General features: G+C 57.8%; 11 protein-coding genes, 1 pseudogene and 1 CRISPR repeat array. Of the genes and pseudogenes, 8 read left to right on the forward strand and 4 right to left on the reverse strand.

The features are described from left to right. Positions 1 to 32 precede the first annotated feature (32 nt). The 4 genes from HQL63_01330 to HQL63_01345 form a co-directional block, all read right to left on the reverse strand. Positions 33 to 3,572 carry a hypothetical protein gene (locus HQL63_01330; GenBank protein ID MBF0175481.1) on the reverse strand — a complete coding sequence of 1,180 codons (3,540 nt, stop codon included), beginning with the start codon at positions 3,570 to 3,572 and terminating at the stop codon, positions 33 to 35. 305 nt (positions 3,573 to 3,877) lie between these two features. Then, positions 3,878 to 4,213 carry a thioredoxin family protein gene (locus HQL63_01335; GenBank protein ID MBF0175482.1) on the reverse strand — a complete coding sequence of 112 codons (336 nt, stop codon included), beginning with the start codon at positions 4,211 to 4,213 and terminating at the stop codon, positions 3,878 to 3,880. Then, a complete protein-coding gene (locus HQL63_01340) occupies positions 4,204 to 4,689 on the reverse strand; it encodes a hypothetical protein (GenBank protein ID MBF0175483.1) in 486 nt (161 codons plus the stop codon). Before HQL63_01340 ends, HQL63_01335 begins: the two co-directional genes overlap by 10 nt. A gap of 49 nt (positions 4,690 to 4,738) precedes the next feature. Beyond that, on the reverse strand, positions 4,739 to 6,247 hold the full coding sequence (locus HQL63_01345; GenBank protein ID MBF0175484.1) for a methyl-accepting chemotaxis protein: 1,509 nt from the start codon (positions 6,245 to 6,247) through the stop codon (positions 4,739 to 4,741). 422 nt (positions 6,248 to 6,669) lie between these two features. Between HQL63_01345 and cas3 the strand changes: the two genes are divergently transcribed. From cas3 to cas2e, 8 genes and pseudogenes are all read left to right on the forward strand, one after another. Then, complete coding sequence (cas3, locus tag HQL63_01350) at positions 6,670 to 9,330, forward strand: CRISPR-associated helicase Cas3' (GenBank protein ID MBF0175485.1); 2,661 nt, start codon at positions 6,670 to 6,672, stop codon at positions 9,328 to 9,330. Positions 9,331 to 9,354: 24 nt separating this feature from the next. Continuing rightward, positions 9,355 to 10,935, forward strand: a complete 1,581-nt coding sequence (gene casA, locus HQL63_01355) for a type I-E CRISPR-associated protein Cse1/CasA (protein MBF0175486.1) — start codon at positions 9,355 to 9,357, stop codon at positions 10,933 to 10,935. Continuing rightward, the gene (locus tag HQL63_01360; GenBank protein MBF0175487.1) at positions 10,935 to 11,465 is read left to right on the forward strand and encodes a type I-E CRISPR-associated protein Cse2/CasB; all 531 of its coding nucleotides are present in this window, start codon (positions 10,935 to 10,937) and stop codon (positions 11,463 to 11,465) included. The genes casA and HQL63_01360 overlap by 1 nt, the downstream gene beginning before the upstream one ends. Before the next feature lie 99 nt (positions 11,466 to 11,564). Continuing rightward, positions 11,565 to 12,791, forward strand: a pseudogene (gene cas7e / locus HQL63_01365) (type I-E CRISPR-associated protein Cas7/Cse4/CasC). Between the two features lie 3 nt (positions 12,792 to 12,794). Continuing rightward, positions 12,795 to 13,556, forward strand: a complete 762-nt coding sequence (gene cas5e, locus HQL63_01370) for a type I-E CRISPR-associated protein Cas5/CasD (GenBank protein ID MBF0175488.1) — start codon at positions 12,795 to 12,797, stop codon at positions 13,554 to 13,556. Continuing rightward, positions 13,549 to 14,283, forward strand: coding sequence for a type I-E CRISPR-associated protein Cas6/Cse3/CasE (cas6e, locus tag HQL63_01375; GenBank protein ID MBF0175489.1), 735 nt, complete (start codon positions 13,549 to 13,551; stop codon positions 14,281 to 14,283). Before cas5e ends, cas6e begins: the two co-directional genes overlap by 8 nt. Positions 14,284 to 14,286: 3 nt before the next feature. Further along, positions 14,287 to 15,213: a type I-E CRISPR-associated endonuclease Cas1 gene (cas1e, locus tag HQL63_01380; GenBank protein MBF0175490.1), complete on the forward strand. Its 927-nt coding sequence runs from the start codon at positions 14,287 to 14,289 to the stop codon at positions 15,211 to 15,213. Between the two features lie 68 nt (positions 15,214 to 15,281). Beyond that, positions 15,282 to 15,659, forward strand: coding sequence for a type I-E CRISPR-associated endoribonuclease Cas2 (cas2e, locus tag HQL63_01385; protein MBF0175491.1), 378 nt, complete (start codon positions 15,282 to 15,284; stop codon positions 15,657 to 15,659). 92 nt (positions 15,660 to 15,751) lie between these two features. Next, positions 15,752 to 16,877: direct repeats of the CRISPR family, unit length 28 nt; unit sequence GGTTCCCCCGCACGCGCGGGGATAGACC. The last annotated feature ends 11 nt before the right edge of the window (positions 16,878 to 16,888 follow it).

A 16,888-nucleotide genomic window follows, 5' to 3' on the forward strand; every position in this document is an offset into this window, starting at 1 on the left:
ATGGTGGATTTTTCACCATACCGACAACTTCTTCAACCGATGTCGATGCATCCATTCCCCTCCTCCGCAAAAATTTTTCGAAACAGGGCCATGCTCCCATCGGCAAGATAATCTTCCCAGAGCCGCTCCTGGCATGCCACAAGCTGAGTCGAGGTCAAATGCAGCTCCTGGGCAACTTCCTGCAACTGCTCGGCGCAGGATCCGGCGCCCTGGACAAGCCGGGTTGCATCCAGACGCACCCCGAGGCCGAGCAGATTCAGAGCGCCCTTGGCAAGGCCCTGCCTGCGGGCCAACCACCCCAACTGGCAAAGCGTAGCCGCCTCCCCTTGACGATCAGCGATCTGCCCCCGCAACTGGAGCGCCTCCCGCAAATGATCCATGGCGCTCTCCAACAAATCTTCAAGCAAATCCATGACTCCCAACTGGTGCTGAACACGCGCCAGCATGGCGTTCTGGCCCAGATGCCGCAACAAGGGGAGCGCCATGGTAAAATATTGTCGGGATTCGGAAAAGCGCTCCAGAGTATACAAGAGATGTCCCGCCACAGGCAAGGTGGATGCCAAATCCACCATGTGCCCCATCTCCTGGTAAAGGACGATGGCCCGCGCAAAGTGAACCACCGCCTGTTCCGGGCGTTCCCTCTGCATCTCCAGCATGCCCCACAGGGCGTGTGAGGTGGACTCCCCCTCATGGTCCTGCACTGTTGTCTGCACAGCCAACGCCGCCCGCAATTTTGGTACGGCAGCGGTGAAATCGTGCCGGGCCATATCCACTTCCGCCAACCGGGAGAGGGTTCTGGCCGCTCCCATGCGGTCGCCGGCCTTTTCTTGCAGGGTCAAGGCGTGCTGGAGATAGGTCGTGGCTTTTTCCGGGGCGCCCTGGCGCACATGCAAGGCCGCCACCCGGGCGGCCATACTCGCCTCCCCATCCAGATCCCCGGCGCCCTGCAACAACTCCATGGCTGCCTGAAAACCCTCCCTGGCTGCATCGAGCCGTCCCTTGGCCAGATGGATCTCCGCCTCCCCCTGCCAGGCCACGGCCTGTTCGACGGGATAACGATCTCCCGCCGCCTCCCGGCTGCGTTGAAACCACTCCTGGGCCTGTTCCAGTTCGCCGCGTCCAAGGCACGATTGAGCGATCCAATAGCAGGGGGAGGGGTGGGATCCCCACGCCAGGAACTGCCGGTTGATCCGTTCAAGCTCGGCAAAGAGTCCTTGTATCTCAAGGCCATGACTTATTTTTCCCGAGAGCGCCGCAGCCATTTCAATGTCGTCGGCCTGCATCCAGTGGTAACGGGCCTCCATGAGGATATCCACCCAGGTCAGACCAAACAGATCTTCATGGTTATCCTCAAAAATCTGTATCAGGTAGGCGCCGATACGCCGGTGGGCCTGGCGGGCCGGACCCACGGGAAGATAACCCGAACCTGCCAACCAGGAGCCGATCTCCGCAGGCACCTTCCAGAGGGTTTCCCCCGTGGTACCACTCCAGGTGGCAAGAAAACCGGTTTCCCGCCAATCCGCCAATGTTTCGGCCTGGGTTCCCGTGAGTTCCACCATCCCTGCGGTGGGAAGGGCCAGATTGGGCAGTGCTGCCATCGCCAACTGCACACGTTCGGCAGCCGGCCAATGGGCAAAGCAGGCCACCAGGGGGTCACCCTGCGGGGCCTGGGCAAGCTGTTCGGGATGCATCGACAGGAGTGGACGCATCCAGGCCGGATGACCATGGGCCAGTTGGCAGACGTTGCCAAGTTCGGCCCATGTTGACGGCCCGGGTGGAAGGCGGGAAAAAATGGATCGTTCACACAAACCAATCCCCGCAAGAAGGTCCGGGGTAAGGTGATCCAAAACCACCAACCGAACCCAGGATGGCCACGGCTCGACCTTCTGCGGCGCGGTTGGTCCCGTGACCAGAATGCGCGTCTTCCCCGGTCCACTCTGCAAAAAATGGGAAAAAAACCAGGCCAGGTCGGCATCGCCGCCATCTCGTGTATCGGTCGTTGGCCATGGGTCCAGGTTGTCCAAAAGCAGGAGAATTCCCCAACGCCGGGTCAGCACATCCACCAGGGTGACCAGACGATCCCGAAGGGTTATGGAACCATCCTTGAGGTGATCGCTTTCCACCTTGCGTCCCAGGCGTTTCAGGACAGGAATGACGCATTGCACCAGACGAGCCGCCGTGATCGGGTTGGCCGGGGTTCCACTCACCACCAGATGGGGAAGTTTCTGCAACGCCGCCTCCCGGACCCAACGCAACGCCAGGGTGCTCTTCCCACAAGCGTTCGGACCGGAGATATGGACCAAACCGGCTCCACCCTCCCGCAAAGCGGTTGGCAGGTCCAGCGTTCCAAGCCGGCGCCCGTGAAACAGTCCCGTCACCCCTGCATGCATGCCCGGCAAGGGAGTGCAGGTGATCTCACCCGGTAGCGGATGGACCTGGGTGGAAATGGCCGCCACGTTGAACAAATACCCTTGTTGGGATCCCCCATACAGCATGGGGAGCGTCCAGGTTGGCGGGTGCTGTTCACCCCTCTCCAGACGACACAATTGACGAGCCCTGTTCAGGGATCTCTCAATAGGGGATCCCTCTGCCACACTTTGGAAAAAATTCTGCAAAAATATTTGGTCCACCGCAGGCCAGGCAACAGCCAGGGGAAGACCGGAGCGCACCACCTCCGCACAAATGGCTCCCGTGGCTGCCAAAGGCGGTGCCGAACCGGCGTGACAACCACACAACAATAAACATTGAACACCCGAAGCATGAAACAGCTCCTGGTACATTTCATGACCGGAATATATATCAGAACATCCGCGATCATCTTCAAAACATAAATAACCTTCATTATGATGTATACGCACAAGACTACACAAAAAAACCATTTGTGGTTGCAAACGGCGCATGCGCTCGCGTAGTTCGGTGATTCTGCCAGTGGTTGCCATTTCAAACACCACCTGGCCACCGATCGCAACCATGGCTGCCAAAAATGCGGTGGTCACAAGAGTGGCTGGCAGGGCAGAACTCTCTTCGGCATCGGACGGCATGGCAAGGACAAACAGCACCCGCAATGGGCGCGGTGGCAGAACAGAACAACAATGTTGGATGGACGCGGCATCAAAGTGCGGCATCCGGCGCAACCCCAGCCCGGGGTCGATACCCAAAACTCTCCCGTCCGGCAGGCGGGTGACCTCCCAGGGCATATTCAACACCTCTGGAATGGAAGAGATGATGCTCAACCGTAACGGCAGGCCTGGCAGGAAATGACCCTGAGCAGACTCCCAGAAAGGTGCCAAACCAAGATCGAACAACTCCAGACCGACGCCCACCAACCCCTCCTCTGCCAGATCCCGGGGCGCTGGATGGATGAGCGTCCGGCGAAAACCTTCAACAAGCACATGAACATGGCGCCAACGTTGCTGCTCCACCAACACAGACAGACCCAGAGGTTGGTGGTTGACTTGCATCTGGCAATCCCATGTCAGAACATCGCCAGGCCGGCGCTGCACATGCAGAAGCAGGATATTTTCCGGCAAAAGGGAGGTTTTTGAAGATCCTTGCAGAAACTCTGGGCACACAGATCAGCTCCTGACGACGAGCAGAGATCCAGGACTCTGGCTCCCTGGCAGATCCAGGACGGAGTCCCGGTGGGTTCGGGGCGAAGCCCTGATCAAGGCTTTCATATCCAGACTTTTCTTGCAAGGGTGGTGAATGGTGACGTTCGATGGTTAGTAACTATTCACCACCCGGCCACGAATCGGGGTCCAGGGGGCTGGCTCCCTGGCGGGTCCAGGGCAGAGCCCTGGTGGGGTTCGGGGCGAAGCCCTGACAAAGGCTTTCCCGTCCAGGCTTTTCTTGCAAGGGTGGTGAATAGTTACGATGGTTACATGGACTGCTGGGCTCTTTTCAACATTTTTTTGAGTTCGCCTTTGGAATCGACCCCCGCTTCAACGAGAATTTTCTCGCCTTTGGCAAACACCAGGATCGTCGGGATGGCTGTCACGCCATATTCATAGGTCAGATCCGGATGTTGATGCACATCGACAGCCATGACCTGAATCTTTTCACGATGGGCGCTGGCGAACCAGGGGAGGTGCTGACGCAGCTTTTCACATACAAAACAACTCTTGCTTGAGAAAACAACAAAAACCAATTTATGATGCGGAGCATCATGAAGGATCCTGCGCAAGGATTCGCCCGAAGAGCGTTTTACAACCATTTTCTCACCTCTGGATCCGGCGAGGAGCGGATCAAACGCATGACAATATTCCTGAATATATCAGGTGGTGTTTGACGGTTGGTCAACATGGCCAATAATTTTGCCATGGTCTCGTTGCGCCTCTCCGGTTCTTCGTAAGGGTGTTCGTTGAGCAGGCGGGAAATCGTCTCCAGATAGGCCACCATGCCACCCTTGAGTCCCTGGACAACGAATTTTCTTGAAAATTTTTTCAGAATATATCGACTGCCATCACCCTTGCTGCAATAGATCAGCAGGGGGCGGCGTAAAAGCTGCGCCTCAAAACGTTTCTCGAATTCGGAGATTCGATCTTCCAGATCCAACAGGTAGATCCTTTTGGATCGGGGGATGGCCGGATCATAATCGGTGCTGCCACGCACATCCAACAAAATAGGCAGAAGAGGCTTGGCCAAAAATTTTTCCACGGGTAATTCGGCAACATCTTTTCCAAAAATCATGTTCTGTCCAAAAAAACGATTGAAAATGTCAAATCTTTTCTTGAATCAATCACCCAATCTTGAAGAAATTGACTGCCTCATTCAACTTTTCGGAGTAACTCACCAATTCATCGGCGGTTCCGGACATCTCCTCGGCAGCACCGGCATTTTGTTGGATGACGGTGTCCAACTCCTGCAATGAAGAATTGACCCTGTCCACTTCGGTGTGTTGCTCTCTGCTGGCAGCAGAAATTTCCTGGATCAGGTTGGCGGTTTTTTGAATATCCGGGACGAGTTTGGCCATGATGCCCCCGGCCTGCTCCGACACCAGAACCGTTTCGGCGGAGAGAGAGCGGATTTCACCGGCGGCGTTTTGGCTGCGTTCAGCCAGTTTGCGCACTTCGCTGGCCACAACGGCAAACCCTTTGCCATGCTCACCGGCGCGTGCAGCCTCGATGGCCGCGTTGAGAGCCAATAGGTTGGTCTGCCGGGCAATGTCCTCGACGATGGATATTTTCCCGGCAATTTCCTTCATGGCGGTAACAGCCTTCGCCACGGCGGTACCGCCGGCATCGGCATCCTTGGCGGCCTGCAGGGCAATCTTTTCTGTTTGCTGGGAGTTGTCCATATTTTGCTGAATATTTCCAACAATCTGTTTCATGGACGAGGTGGTCTGTTCGATGGCCGCCGCCTGCTGTACGGCCCCCTGCGATACTGCCTGGCTGGCAGAGGAGAGCTCCTGACTGCCAGAGGTGACATGAACAGCCGCATCCCGAACCTGGAGCACCACTCCCCGTATCGTACCTGACATGGATGAAAGGGAGCGGAACAGTTCACCAATCTCGTCACGCCGCGTCATGGCGCAGCGAACCCCCAGATCCCCCTCTGCCAAACGTACAAACATATGTTTGCACTCTTGCAGGGGAGAGGAAATATTTTTTGCCAACATGTGGGAGGAGACAAACAGAAGAGCGGCAACAGAGAGCAACACACCGACAAAAACCCACAAACGTTCCATAAAGATGGCTTCGACATCATCCAGGTAGATACCGGAGCCCACAATCCAACCCCAGGGTGCAAATCCTCTGACATAGGAAACCTTGGGGACCGGCTGATTGAAACCAGGCTTGGGCCACCGATAGTTGACAAAACCCTCCCCTTTCTGCCTGACCACTTCCGCCATGGCAACGAACAGCTTCTTCCCGTCCGGATCGGCATGACTGCTCAGATCCTTGCCATCCAGTTCCGGCTTAAGGGCATGCATGACCATTTTTGGGTACATATCATTGATCCAAAAATAATTTTCCCCCTCGTAACGCAAACCTTTCACCATGCGAATTGCCGCGTCCTGGGCTTGTTGACGGGTCAACTGACCTGTTTTCTCCTGGCTCTCGAAGATGGCCAGGATGCCGAACACGGATTCGACAACGCTCTTGGTCTTCAGCTCCCGGTCTTCCAACAGCGCGTTCTTAAGGGTCTGAGCCGAAAATCCCCCCAAAGCGCACATGCCCAAAACGGCCAGCACTATGATCAAGCGGATTTTGGTTTCAACCGACAGATTCTCAAGAAACGTACTCATTTTATTATCCTTTTTTATGACGGATCCCTGCAACCAGCCCCCCCACAATAAAGAGAACCTGCCACGTATGTCAGGCGGCAACATGGTCGGAATGGGGAGAGCAGACCGAACGACCCGCAATCATAGTTCCACGGAGAGCTGTGTCAAGAGTTGATACGGTCAAGCAAACGTCCCATGAGTCGCTTCATTGCAAGGAGCGTCTGACTTCAGGCCGTGTCATCATAAATCACTGGCAACCATGTCAAGATAAGGAGTGTCTGACTTCGGGCGTGTCATCATAAATCGCTGGCAACCATGTCAAGATAAGTTGTTCATACCGACTGATTTTTGTTGATCTATTGTGGGGTTTTGGATAGACTGGTCTTTTTTGATATCAGTTATCTGGAATATTCTGGCTCGGAAAAATTCGGGAGATTTTGACCATGCATGACAAGGGGTCACCTTTTTTCTGGGGGAAGAGACAGGACATTTCCGGGCACATTCATTGGCACCCATTGGTTCACCACTGTCTGGAGGTGGCCAGCGTCGTCCACGCCCTGCTGGATACGACCGTGCTGCGCAAACGTCTGGCCATGGCAGTCGATCTGGAGGATCTCACCCATGGTCAAATGGCGCGTCTCGCTGTCATGGCTGCCCTGCACGATGCCGGAAAGTTCAATCTTGGGTTTCAGGAGCAGTATGATCCGCAGGAACACAATCGTCATCGTTCCCATGGCCACATACGGGAAATCTTCAAATTGCTCATGGAACACCCCCGGGCCGAAGAGGGGTACACCCATATGCAACTGGAGGCGCTGGACAGTTGGTTGCGACATGACGATCCGGATGAATTGGTTTATTGGTTGTGGGCCATATTTTGTCATCATGGGCGCCCTCTGCCCGGGGACAGAATAACATCGGGCAGCCCCGACAAACGGCTTTTGGATCAAATCAGCCCCAAAATATGGGAACAAAATGCCCGGTGGGATCCCCTGTCCGGGCTGAAAACATTGATCTCGGCGCTGGATACGCATTTTCCAGAGGCTTTTGCCGCAACAACACATGACCAACTCCCCATATCCCCGCCCATGCAGCACCTTTTCAATGGGCTGGTCACCCTGGCCGATTGGATCGGCTCCGATGCCGAACGTTTTTTTCCCTTTGCCGCCGATACTGCCCTCCCCTCCCCTGCGGCATTGCGGCACAAGGCCCATCACGCCTTGCATGCCATGGGTTGCGACGTGACGGCGGCGCGCAGACATATCCTTGAACAAGACATCGATTCGGCAACCATGTTCGATTATCCATCGCCCAACGCCATGCAACGCAGCGTGCGGGAATTGCCGTCGGCTGCCTCGGGAAACATCACCATCCTTGAGGCGGAAACCGGATCGGGTAAAACGGAGGCGGCCCTGATCCATTTTTTCGAGCTGTTCCGAAACGGTCTGGTGGATGGCCTGTACTTTGCGCTGCCCACCCGGGCTGCGGCGGTGCAGATCCATGCCCGGGTCAACCGGGCTGTGGAGCGAGCTCTGGGGCCGGCGCATCCACCGGTCGTCCTGGCGGTGCCGGGCTATATCCAGGTGGATGCAGTACAGGGCCGCCGCCTGGAAGGGTTTGAAATTCACTGGCCCGAAGATCAGAAGCGTTATCGCTATCGGGGTTGGGCGGCGGAACATCCGAAGCGCTATCTGGCGGCGACCATCGCCGTGGGAACGGTGGACCAGGCGCTCATGTCGGCGCTCGCCGTGTCGCACGCCCATATGCGGGCGACCGCTTTGAGCCGCCTGCTCCTGGTGGTGGATGAGGTCCACGCCTCGGATGCCTACATGACGACCATCCTGCGGGAGGTGATCGCCCGACATGGCGCAGTGGGGGGGCACGCCCTGCTCATGTCGGCGACCCTCGGCGCTGCCATGCGCTCCTTTCTGTTGCATGGCCCCCGGACGGATTGTCCATCCCCTTCCGAGGCGTCCGCCACACCCTACCCGCTCATCACCTGCCTGCATGGAGAACAAAAGCGGTGGCTGGTGGCCTCCTCCGGCAAGGGTAAGGTGGCTCAGGTGATTTCCCGTCCCCTGGCGGATGATGCCCACGCCGTGGTGGCCCTGGCCCTGACAGCGGCACGCGCCGGGGCGCGCGTCCTCGTCCTGCGCAACACGGTGCAGTGGGTCATCAACACCCAGACGACTCTGGAAAACGCCACCGGAGGGAACTCCGACCGGTTGTTCCGGTGTCAGGGTGTGTTGGCCCCTCACCATGCCCGTTTTGCCCCCGTTGACCGAACCCTGCTGGATCGGACCATCGAAAAAGAGTTTGGCAAGAATGGCGTGCGACAAGGGGGCCTGGTGGCGGTCACCTCCCAAACCACGGAGCAGAGCCTCGACATCGACGCCGATTTTCTCATCACCGATCTTTGCCCCATGGATGTGCTGCTGCAACGCATGGGCCGACTGCATCGCCATCCACGCAACCAGCGTCCCCCGGGTCATGAACATCCCCGGTTGGTGGTGTTGACCCCAGCCGAAGGCCTGGAACACCACCTGGATGCCAGGGGCAAGGTGTCCAAAAACGCACTGCAACATGGCTGGGGAAGCGTTTATCCCGATATGCGGATTTTGGCCGCCACCCTGGAGGCCATCACGGCCACGCCAACCATCACCATCCCCGCCGACAACCGCCAGCTCGTGGAGGCCGCGACCCATCCGGACAACTTGACGGAGTTGGCCGAAATGCGTGGCGAAGCGTGGAAAATACATGGCGAGAACGTCTGGGGCGGCAATGCCGCACAAAAAAATCAGGCCCGTGCGGCTCTTTATCGCCGCGATGAGTGGATGCACGCCTGTGAGTTCCATGAGGTGCGCGATGAACACCTGACCACCCGCCTGGGTCTGCATGACCGTTTGGTCACCTTCGACCCGGCGCCGCCGGGACCGTTCGGCCAAAATGTGTCCACGTTGACTATTCCGGGGCGCTGGCTGGGCAAGCAACCCTTGCCGGATACGGCCCAGCCCGAGGGTGTGCGGGAGGGTGACGGGGGGTTCGATTTTACCTTTGGCGGTCGGCCATTCCGTTACGACCGGCTGGGGTTGCGTCCGGCCTGAACAAAAACGAGGAGTCCAACAGTCATGAAACAAGAGGAGACCATGGACAATAATTTATTGACCGACGCCATTTTCCGTATCGATACGGCCACAGGCACCAGGGACAAGCGCTCCCTGCCAGGCGTTCTGGCCGGGTTGACGAACGACGAAATCATCGCCTTTGTGGCCCTACAGCCTTATCAAGCTCACGCCTGGCATGCCTTCCTGGTGCAACTCGCCGCCATGGCGCTGCACCGGAAAGGTTTGGCAACCCCACCCACCACCGAGGCCCATTGGCGCGACCTCTTGCGCACCCTCACCCCCGATTGGCCGCAGGATGAACCTTGGCAACTGGTGGTCAAGGATTTGTCCAAACCGGCCTTCATGCAACCCCCCGTTCCCGAAAAAATGTTGCAAGGATTCAAAAATCAATGCGCACAACCCGACAGGATCGATGTGTTGGTCACCGCGAAAAATCACGATATCAAGATGGCTCGCATGGGCCATGCCCATCCTGACAACTGGGTCATGGCCCTGGTCAGCCTGCAAACCATGGAGGGGTTCATGGGCGCGGGCAACTACGGTATTGCCCGCATGAATGGGGGATTTGCCAGCCGGCCAGGGGTGGGTGTTCGTCCAGATCCGGCTTGTGCCGCCCATTTTCGCCAGGATTTGGATCTTTTGCGCAAAAACCGTGGCCTGTTGCTGGATCAATATCCGGATCTTTACAGAAAAACTGACGGTATCTCCCTGCTTTGGCTTGTGCCATGGGATGGCCAGACCACACTCCCCTTGACCGATCTCGACCCTTATTTCATCGAAGTATGCCGCCGGGCCCGACTGGCATCAGCACCATCCGGCGTGATTGCCTCCATCAGCACCAGCAAGACGACACGCATCCAGGCTAAGGATTTCAAGGGTGTTTTGGGGGATCCCTGGACGCCCATAAAAAACGACAAGGAAAACACATCTCTCACCATTACCGGCAAAGGGTTCGACTACGCCACGGCTGCCAAACTGCTGTTGGGTGATGAACACTATCGTCCCTCCCCGGCACAAACCCAGGATATCAAAACGCAACACCGGGAGATTGAATTCTTTGCGCGTGCCATGGCCCGTGGTCAGGGTGTCAGCGAGGGGTATCACGAACGCCGCATTCCCATTCCAGCCCCGGCCAGGGTTGTTCTGGGTCGGCAGCAGGAGCGCGCCAAATTGGCTGAGATGGCCAATCAACGGATCCAGCAGTGCGGCACCATGGCCAACAAGGTTTTGAAACCGGCCCTGCTGACCATGATTCAGGAGGCGCCGGAAAAACTCAACTTCAAGGATCGCCGCGCCGATCCCTGGTTGGTCCATCTGGACCAGAGGGTTGACGACACCTTTTTTCCTGCTTTATGGCGCAGCCTGGCCATGACCCCAGAGGATGCCCAGGCCGATTGGTTGAATTTTTTGCGCCAGACATCGCTGGAAATCATGGAGTCCGCCAAACGCACCCTCATCGGGGGTGGTGCGCGCCGTTATAAAACCTTCGTGGCCGCCGAACGGACGTTTTTCGGCTCATTGAATAAACAGTTTGAACTATTTCAGAAACAACCTGGGCAAGCGAAACATGAGGAGAACACCTGATGGATGATCTGGAAAACATGCAAGAACAAGATGCGCAGGGTCTGGAGCACAAAATTCTTACCCTGGTGGCGCGCATGTCGCGTGACGTGGCCGAGGGGGGACTGGGAACGGGGGAGATGGCCGAACTTCGCCGCTGGCGCCTGGGTGGAGAGATCCAGCCCGCTGCCTGGCGATTGCTGGCCCAGCACATCTTCCCCGCAGGGGAGGCCGTGCAGGAGTTGGAAAACCGCTGGCTGGCCATCCTTTCCGGCATGGCGCAGATGTCGCCGCATCCACACCGGAGTGGCGCGTTTCCGGGCAAGGTGCTGGCCGGTGCCGGGTTTTCCGAAAACCGCTTCCACAAACTTTTGAACAGTCGAAATGAAGCCTTTTTTGATGCCGTGGACCGCACCTGCCGTTTTCTGCGGGCCAAGGGAGAGCCGATCGACTGGATCCGTTTTGCCCATTTTATCCTCGCCATGGACCCGGACAAGGCTGAGTCCCAAAGGCGCATTCTGGCCAGAGGGTATTTTTCCCATAAACCGCAATGATCCTGCCAGCCCGGCAGGATATCAACATCACTCTTATCAACCACAATGATCCCTGCCAGATCGGCGGATATCAACATCACTCCCAGGAGGGTTGCAAATATGTCCAATCCCCGTTTCATTCAGATCCATTTTCTCACCGGCTACTCGGCCACCCTGCTCAATCGCGATGATGCCGGCATGGCCAAGCGTCTTCCTTTCGGAGGTTCCACACGCACCCGTGTTTCATCCCAGTGCCTCAAACGCCACTGGCGTACCGCCGAGGATGTCCATGCCTTGAGCAACATCAAGGAGGTCGAAATGAGTCTGCGTTCACGTCATATTTTCGACAAGCTGGTGGCGCTGCCCCTGATCGAGGAAGAGGGGCTGGATCGGCAGAAGGTGGAGGCCGCCGTTGCCGCTTTTCAGGATAAGCTCCTCGGCAGCAGCGCCCGCGCCAAAAAAGAGAAAAAAGAAAAATCCGAAAAGGGTGACAAAGGCGACGGCGCCCTCTCCCTGCAAACGAGCCAGGTGGTGATTCTTGGCTGGCCGGAGGTACGTTTTATCCAGGAGAAGGTTCGTGCCATTCTCGCCAACACATCGGAAGTCAAAGAGATCGGCGCGGCAGTCGAAGCTTTCTTCAAGACAGAGAAAAAAAACATGGAGGCCTTGATCAACACCATGCCGCTGCCTGCCGGTTTGGATGCGGCCCTCTTTGGCCGCATGGTGACCAGCGATCTGCTGACACGTCTCGATGCGGCCATCCACGTGGCCCATGCCTTCACCGTCCACGAGCATGAACTGGAAACCGACTATTTTTCGGCGCTGGATGATCTGCTTCAGGAATCGGGTGAATTGGGGTCGGGACACATCAACGACAGCGAACTGACCAGTGGGATTTTTTACGGGTATGTGGTGGTGGATATCCCCTTGCTGGTTTCCAACCTGACGGGATGCCCACGCAAGGATTGGGAGAGCGCCGACCGGGGCCTGGCGGCACAGGTGGTGGAAAACCTGTTGCACCTGATTGCCACGGTCTCTCCCGGCGCCAAAAAAGGGGCCACCGCTCCCTATGCCTATGCGGAAATGATCCTGGTGGAGAGTGGCAACCGCCAGCCGCGCACCCTGGCCAATGCCTTTCGCCGAGCTGTTCCCAACAAGGGCCGTGAGGAGCTGCGGGACACGGCCATCGCCCAATTGGGTGATTACCTGAAAAAATTTGACACCATGTACGGTGGTGGCGAGACCCGCCGGGTGGCGGCCATGGCGGACATGTCGGCCATTGGCGCCGAGTCCGTAGTCGGTTTGGCTGAGTTGGCCCGCTGGAGCGCCGACCAGGTGCGGGGGGGGGGTGTGATGGAGATCCTTATGCTGCGTCTGGAGGCCCCTCTGCTCTCCTTTGGCGGCCCCATGGTGGATCAGAACGGCGTTATCCGGCCTTTTCCCGCCACATCCATGCTCACGGGACTATTGGCCAATGCCCTGGGTTGGGATCATGCCGATACCGAAAATATGGACCGGCTCCAGTCACGCATCCGTTTTGCAGCTCGTCTGGACCGAGAAGGAAACAGGGTCGAGGAGTATCAGACCGTGGACTTGGGGCAAGAGTTCATGGATATGAAAAAATATGGCTGGACCACGCGGGGTGAGGTGGAGGTTCGTGGTAAGGGTGATGCGACTTCCAGCACTCACATTCGTTTCCGGCCCTTTCAGGCGGATGTCCTTTGCACCGTAGCCCTGTTTCTTGAGCCTGCCGATGTAGCCCCAACCCTTGCCAATCTCGCCTCCGCCTTGGCGGAACCGGCCAGGCCGCTCTTCATCGGACGGAAATCCTGCTTGCCCAGCACGCCCATTCTGGCCGGGCAGGTCAAGGCGGACACGCTCCATGAAGCGCTAATGCATTTCATCCACAAAGCGCTTCCCCAGGACATAAAATCTCCCCCTTCGGGGAACATGCGAGCCTGTTGGCCGCCTGGTCAAGGTCCGGAGGATCCAAATAACACCACACTTGACCCGTGGTACGATCGACGTGACTGGCAGAATCAGATCCACTGTGGTCAACGCATGGTTCGGATCGGCATGCTCCGACTGCCGCAGGAGGGAAAACATGGTTGAACCGTTCTATATGATCCAGTTGCAGCTTCCGGCACGTTTGGTTTTTCAGACCTTGCCGGATGCACACGCCAGGATAAGCTCCGATGATGGTTATCGGCTGCATGCCTTGCTGGTGGGGCTTTTTGGCGAGGCGTCACCCAAGCCTTTCTGGTTTCGTCAATCGGGCCGTCAGGTGGAAGTTTTGGGATATGCCAACCAGGACGCCGGGGCCTTGATGGACCAGGCCCGTTTGTTTGGTGCGCCTGCACTGGTGACGGAGTTGGAAGGTCATTTGCACGCCAAGCCCGTTCCCACCATTCCTGTTGGTCAACGTTTGGGATTTCAGGTCAACGTGTTGCCCACGGTTCGCACCTGCAACCGGTTCGTTCAGCGCAAGGGAGCGGAAATGGATGCCTGGTTGGCGGCCAGCCTGGCGCACGAGGAGGGTTCTCCTGCCTTGGATCGGGGGGTTGTTTACATGAACTGGTTCAGGGCTGCCATGGAACGTCAGGGGGGCATGCGATTGGAAACCATTTCGTTGCATGCCATGCGGGGCGTGCAGTTGGCGCGTCGCAGGAGGGATCGATCTTTTGCCCGTGTCGAGCAACGGGAGGTCGTATTTCATGGCACCCTGGAGACAACCGATGCCGAACTTTTCCGGGCATTGTTACGCCGGGGTATGGGTCGGCACCGGGCGTTCGGGTTTGGCATGTTGCGTCTGGCGCCACCGGGACCGCAGGAGGCCTGACTTATGCTGGCTGGACGTTTGGGTTTGGAAACGGCGCGTGTGCCACACGCGGATCGTCAGGGCTTGCTCTGGTTGGGTCGAGGGAATCTGATCGTCAATGCTGGTACGCTACATTTTTTGGCGGCTGGCACCCAGGATTTTAAATCTGGCGACTATCAGATTCCCTTCCAGGGTGTTTCCATGATTTTGTTAGGGCCTGGAACGACCATCAGTCATGATGCTCTCCGTCTATTGGCGCGGCATGGAACAGGCCTGATTGCGGTGGGTGAGGATGGTGTACGTATGTACACCGCACCTCCTTTGGGGCCTGGGGAGTCGGCCTTGGCCAGGCGCCATGCCCAGGTTTGGGCTTCCGGCGCCCGGGAGCGCATTCGCATGGCCCGCCGCATGTATGCCTGGCGCCTGGGTGAAATATTGCCGGTCAAGGCAGACATATCCATCCTGCGTGGCATGGAAGGGGCACGCATGAAGGAGACGTATAAAATTCTGGCCCAACGTTTTGGCGTTGCCTGGCAGGGTCGTTTTTATGATCGACAAAACCCACTCGTGGCTGATGCCCCCAATCAGGCCATCAACCACGCAGCCACGGCGGTGGAGGCTGCCGCCACCATCGCCGTGGCTGCAACAGGGACAATCCCCTCGTTAGGCTTCATTCATGAGGATGCGTCGACCGCTTTTTGTCTCGACATCGCCGATCTTTATCGGGATGCCATCACTCTACCTGCCGCCTTCCAGGGGGTGCGCGATTTTCAGCGCCAGCCCAACATAACCTTGGAACGGCATGTCCGACGGCAGTGTGGCCATTTTTTTCGCCGTGAAGGGGTCATTCCGTCCATGATTGACCGTATCAAAGAGTTGTTTGCTGAAGAGGAATCCAGTCACTCCATGCAAAAGGACAAGGAACCCGGACAGGACGCGGAACAGGCCTGAAATGATCTTTGTCCGATCTTACAGAAACATTCACATATCAATCTAGAGCAGCCTGGAGATATGATACCATGACAGTTGTGGTCACACGCGATGTGGCAGATCGTTTCCGGGGCTTTCTGGCTTCCTGCATGCTGGAAATAGCCCCAGGCGTTTACACGGCTTCACGTATGAACAATGCTGTCAGAGAGAGGGTTTGGACGGTCATGGAGGATTGGTTCGGACAATTGGGAGGTGGCGCCATCGTCATGGTTTGGCGAGAACCCAAGCTCCCGGCTGGCCAATCGGTTCGCGTCTTGGGAGAACCCCCTGTTGAGTTGATCGATGTTGATGGCGTTATCCTCTCCCGCCGCCCCTTGACGGAAGCTGAAAAATCAAACCTCTCCAACTCCCCCGCACACCTCGTTCCCATCATTCCCCAGAAGGAGGTCAAACAAAAAAATAATTAATCTACCGCAAACTCAATTCCACCCCAATCAGGCCATGCCTGAATATAAAGTTCCTTGAAAAAATGTTAGCAATCATGCTAGTAAACACGAGAGGTTCCCCCGCACGCGCGGGGATAGACCGGGAATAAAAGTCATTTTTTTCTCTCCTGTTTAGGTTCCCCCGCACGCGCGGGGATAGACCCAGCGGGTCTAGATTGGCTCGTTCGCGGCATTGGGTTCCCCCGCACGCGCGGGGATAGACCCCAGACTCTGCCTTTTTTCGACCGCAGCCACTCGGTTCCCCCGCACGCGCGGGGATAGACCTCCTCCCTCGGAGAGGGCTAGGGAGTGGAGTAGGGTTCCCCCGCACGCGCGGGGATAGACCTTTTTCATCTTGAATACCCACTTTTCTTTCTCCGGTTCCCCCGCACGCGCGGGGATAGACCGCAGCCAGTCATGGCCGGCAGGAGTGGCCAGCCGGTTCCCCCGCACGCGCGGGGATAGACCCGTGTAGCCCTGGCCGCGACTGACCCAGTCCAGGGTTCCCCCGCACGCGCGGGGATAGACCGGCCTGGCGGGCCAGCCATGTCTGGCCTGCCGGGGTTCCCCCGCACGCGCGGGGATAGACCTCGGACCTCGCGCCAGAATCGGCTCTGGCGCCGGGTTCCCCCGCACGCGCGGGGATAGACCGGGCGCCTGTCCGGGTGCTCCCCATACGCCGCGGGTTCCCCCGCACGCGCGGGGATAGACCTCCCCCCCTGGTCGAGGATCATGGTCCACCGGAGGTTCCCCCGCACGCGCGGGGATAGACCGTGTTCTCGGTCATCGCCTTGCGCAGGACCGGAGGTTCCCCCGCACGCGCGGGGATAGACCTCTCCCTGTTGGCTTCCTCCACCTTCGCATCAGGGTTCCCCCGCACGCGCGGGGATAGACCGCCATCGGCCAGCCACTGCCGCCGCGACCGAAAGGTTCCCCCGCACGCGCGGGGATAGACCGCCCATCCCTTGCGCCAGAGCATCCCCGTTTATGGTTCCCCCGCACGCGCGGGGATAGACCCGCTTTGGTTTTGTATCGAGAATGGTATGGTGAGGTTCCCCCGCACGCGCGGGGATAGACCCGCAGAGCAGGTTTGCCCATTTCATTGCATAACGGTTCCCCCGCACGCGCGGGGATAGACCCAAAAAAAACCGGGATTTTCCGGGTCTTGCCGGGGTTCCCCCGCACGCGCGGGGATAGACCGTGTATGGGGT

The organism is Magnetococcales bacterium (genome assembly GCA_015231175.1).
In the GTDB taxonomy this organism is placed as follows: domain Bacteria; phylum Pseudomonadota; class Magnetococcia; order Magnetococcales; family DC0425bin3; genus HA3dbin3.